At 70.9% G+C, this 4120-nt stretch carries 3 protein-coding genes; 1 reads left to right on the top strand and 2 read right to left on the bottom strand.

Going from position 1 to position 4120, the window contains the following annotated elements; all coding sequences use genetic code 11:
* Nucleotides 1–97: 97 nt before the first annotated feature.
* Nucleotides 98–1036: a PAC2 family protein gene (locus ACFV2J_RS41535; RefSeq protein WP_385096886.1), complete on the bottom strand. Its 939-nt coding sequence runs from the start codon at nt 1034–1036 to the stop codon at nt 98–100.
* A gap of 195 nt (nt 1037–1231) precedes the next feature.
* On the bottom strand, nt 1232–2758 hold the full coding sequence (locus ACFV2J_RS41530) for a flavin monoamine oxidase family protein (protein ID WP_385096890.1): 1527 nt from the start codon (nt 2756–2758) through the stop codon (nt 1232–1234).
* 299 nt (nt 2759–3057) lie between these two features.
* Between ACFV2J_RS41530 and ACFV2J_RS41525 the strand changes: the two genes are divergently transcribed.
* Nucleotides 3058–4020, top strand: coding sequence for a right-handed parallel beta-helix repeat-containing protein (locus ACFV2J_RS41525; protein WP_385096888.1), 963 nt, complete (start codon nt 3058–3060; stop codon nt 4018–4020).
* Nucleotides 4021–4120 lie beyond the last annotated feature (100 nt).

Raw genomic sequence — 4120 nt, 5'->3', positions numbered from 1 at the left:
GGGGGTTGCCGGGGGCGGGGGGGGGGCGGGGCGGCGGGGCCCCCTCCCCCGGGCGGGGGGGGCCGCGGCCGAGCCGGTGCGAAGGGCCCGACACGGCCTACGAGTCGCCTTCGCGCTCCGCGAGGAAGCGCTCGAACTCCAGCCCGATCTCGTCCGCCGACGGGATGTCCACCGGCTCCGCGAGCATGTTGCCCCGTGTCTCCGAGCCCGCCGCGGCGTCGTACTGGTGCTCAAGGCCCTGGACGAGGGAGACGAGTTCCTCGTCGCCCTCCTGGACCTGCCGGTCGATCTCCGTCTGGGTGCGGTGCGCCTCGTTGCGCAGCGAGTGCGCGATGCCGGGGAGCACCAGGCCCGTGGCGCCCGTGATGGCCTCCAGGACGGTCAGCGCGGCGTCCGGGTACGGGGAGCGGGCGATGTAGTGCGGCACGTGCGCGGCGACGCCCAGCACGTCGTGTCCGCCCTCCATGAGGCGGTACTCGACGAGCGCCTCGGCGCTGCCGGGAACCTGTGCCTCGTCGAAGGGGCTGCGGTGACCGGGCACCAGGTCGGTGCGGTTGCCGTGCGGTGTGAGGCCCACGGGGCGGGTGTGCGGGACGCCCATGGGGATGCCGTGGAAGTTCACCGCGAGCCGGACGCCGAGCCGCTCCACGATCTGCTGGACGGCGGCGGCGAAGCGCTCCCACTCGACGTCCGGCTCGGGGCCGGACAGCAGCAGGAAGGGCGCGCCCGTAGCGTCCTGGACGAGCCGTACGTCGAGCGCGGGCTCGTCGTAGTCGGTCCACCGGTCGCGTTTGAACGTCAGCAGCGGGCGGCGTGCCCGGTAGTCCACCAGGCGGTCGTGGTCGAACCGGGCGACGACCTGGTGGGGCAGCGAGTCGAGCAGCCGGTCGACGATCTGGTCGCCCGTTTCACCCGCGTCGATGTATCCGTCGAAGTGGTAGAGCATGACCAGTCCGGCCGACTCCTGGGCGAGCGCCATGTCCACCACGGCCAGGCCCTTCGGCTCCCATGCGTACAAACCCTGCGGATCAAGCACTGTGACCGCTCCTCCTCGTGTTCCTAGTCCACAACGTGGTGCGGAGCACGGGCATTCCCGTCCCGCGCGCCGCACCGCCGTCTCGTCACTTCTCCCCGTCCGCCACGGGCGGCCGGGTGCCTCGCGGTGACGGGACGGCGGTGCGGAGCCACGGGCAGGGCGCGCGCGTCGCGGGGGGCACGCGCGCGTGGAGCGTTACGACGACAGCACGCGCGTGTGGAGGGAGGTGACGGCGTTGCGGGCGGAGGTGAAGGCGCCGTGCTGCCAGGCGTCGGTGTAGCTGAGCCAGTCACCGGCGAAGTAGACGCGTCCGGTGGGCCGGTTCAGGGGCGTGTAGCGGGGGTCGTCGGGTCCGCCGGGGGTGCTGTGCCAGGCGGCTTCCAGGTGGGGTGTCTGGCGCCAGTGGTGGGAGAAGGACGAGTCGAGCTCGGTGCGGTACTTCTCGCCGTAGATCTTCACGCCCGCGGCCACCGCGCGCTTCTCGCGGTCCTTGGGGCTGAGCCTGGCGTACGAGTCCGCGTCGGAGCCGTAGTTGTAGTAGCCGATCATGACGCCGCGCCGGCCGTTGTAGCCGTAGGAGGGGTGCCAGATGTGGGTGACGTCCTGGTCGGTCTCGGTGATGCCGCCGTAGATGCGGTGGTCGAGCTCCCACCAGCGTGAGCGGTATTCGAGGCCGATCTTGCCCGCGGACTGCGGGGTGATCGCCTCCAGGGCGCTCTGGACGCCGGAGCCGAGGTTGTGCGGGACCTTGGCGAGGATGTTGGGCGGCAGGGCGCCGACGCAGAAGTCGGCGTCGACGGACCTGGTGCGCCCGCCCTGGGTGTACGTGACGGTGACGCCGTGCCCCTTGTCGGTGATCCGGGTGACGGCGGCTCCGGTGCGGACGCGGTGGGATCCGATGGCCCGCGTGAGGGCCTTCGGTATCTGGTCCATGCCGCCGACCGGCTGGAACATCAGCATGGCCTGGTCGAATTCGAACTCGAAGGAGAAGTAGCGGCCGACGCCGCTGGCGAAGACCTCGGAGGCGGTGGGTACGCCGCCGAGGAGCACGCCCGGGGTTCCGGCGGCGGCGGGGACGGTGGTGTAGCCGCGGCGCGGTCCGCCCTCGTAGGCGAGCTTGTCGCCGAGTTCACCGAAGTCCTTGAGGAACTCGACGAGCCGGTCCTGGTCGGTGGCGGTCAGCTCCTTGTCGAGGGCGCCCTTGTCGGTGGCCTTGGCGAGCAGTTCGGAGACGTAGCCGTACACGTCGGCCTTCGCGGTGCGGTGGCGCACCGGCCTGGTCATGCCGGACGACTCGTTGTACATGTACGCGTCCGCGTTCGTGTTCGTGAACACCTCGACAGGGACGCCGAGTTCGCGGCAGTAGTCGAGGGTGACCATCCACTGCGGGATGCGGGCCGGTCCGGCGTTCATGTACTGGCCGTCGCCGAACCGTGCCGTCTGGCGGTTGCCGTACAGGTCGGTGGTCGTGTCCCCGCCGCGCACGGTGAAGTTGCGGCCGCCTGTGCGGTCCCTGGCCTCCAGGACCGTACAGTCGTAGCCCGCCTTGCCGAGCTCGTACGCGCAGGCGAGTCCGGCGATGCCCCCGCCCACGATCACGACCTTCGCGGCACCTCTCCCGGTGAGCGTGAGATCGCCCGACTTCGGGGCGCGGTACGGCTGTTCACGCTGGGCGGCCTGCGCGGTGGGCGCGAGGCCGAGGGCTCCCATGGTGGCGAACATCGCGCCCGCACCGCCGGTCAGACCGACGGTGCGCAAGAACGCGCGCCGGCTCGACGCACTCGATCGCTCCTGTGCTGCCATGCCTTCGGCTCCCCTCTCGATCTTGAATGACCCGGGGATCCTGGCAACGGCCGGTTACAGCCCGGCGGTTACTCGTGTATCCGCCCTGTTTCTCTCCCCGCACACCGGCCCGGTACGGACCTTGACGCGGACCCGGGGCGCCCTTACGTTCATATGGGCGCCCAAAGTTCACGTACAAGAACAGTCTTCTTGCGAACCGACGGGAAGGTCACCCCCACATGCGTATCCGACGCGCACTCCTCCTCCCCCTGCTCGGCGCGACCCTGGCCACGGGCGGGGTGCTGGCGTCCGCGCCCACCGCGGCCGCGGCCCAGACCGTCGAGGTCGCCACGGCGGCCCAGCTGAAGTCGGCGCTCACCTCCGCCGCGCCCGGTGACACCATCCACCTCGCGGACGGCACGTACACCGGCAACTTCAAGACGACGACGGCCGCGAGCTCCGGCTCCCGCATCACCCTCACCGGCTCCTCGAAGGCCGTCCTCACCGCGAGCGGCGGCTACGGGCTGCACCTCAACGGCGCCTCGTACTGGACGGTCCGGGGCATCACCGTCACCGGCGGCCAGAAGGGCATCATGATCGACTCGGCGAAGGGCGTCGTCGTCGACACGGTCACCGTCCACGGGCTCGACATGGAGGGCGTCCACTTCCGCAACTCCAGCACGGACGGCGCGATCAGGAACTCGAGGATCTACGACACCGGCAACGACGGCCGCGGCATGGGCGAGGGCGTCTACGTCGGCACGGCCGGCGGGACCTCGGACAAGAGCGACCGCGTCGAGATCAGCGGCAACACGATCGGCCCGGACGTGGGCGGCGAGAACGTCGACATCAAGGAGGGCACCACGGGTGCGCGCATCACCGGCAACACCTTCGACGGCAGCGGCCTGACCGGCGCCAACTTCGACGACTCCTGGGTCGACGTGAAGGGCAACGACGTCCTCGTCGAGAACAACAGGGGGACCGCCACCACGAACGACGGCTACGAGACCCACACCCAGCAGTCCGGCTGGGGCTGCGGCACGGTGTTCCGCGGCAACACCTCGGACCTGCGGGGCGCGTCGGGCGACAAGCAGCTGGCGGTCAACGTCACGAACTACGGCTCCTCGTGCAGGACCACCGTGTACGCGTCGAACACGGTGACCGGCGGCAAGGGACTCACCAACATCACGGTGACACCCTGACCCGTACCGGGAAGACAGCCCCCATGGAAGTGGGGGGGGGGCGCGGCCCGGCGGGGGCGGGGGGCGGGAGGCCGACGCATCACCGGGGGGGGGCAGAGGT

Source organism: Streptomyces sp. NPDC059668 (genome assembly GCF_042734135.1).
In the GTDB taxonomy this organism is placed as follows: Bacteria; Actinomycetota; Actinomycetes; order Streptomycetales; family Streptomycetaceae; genus Streptomyces.
The sequence above is the reverse complement of the archived record's forward strand: the minus strand, read 5'-3'. Positions and strand labels throughout refer to the sequence as shown.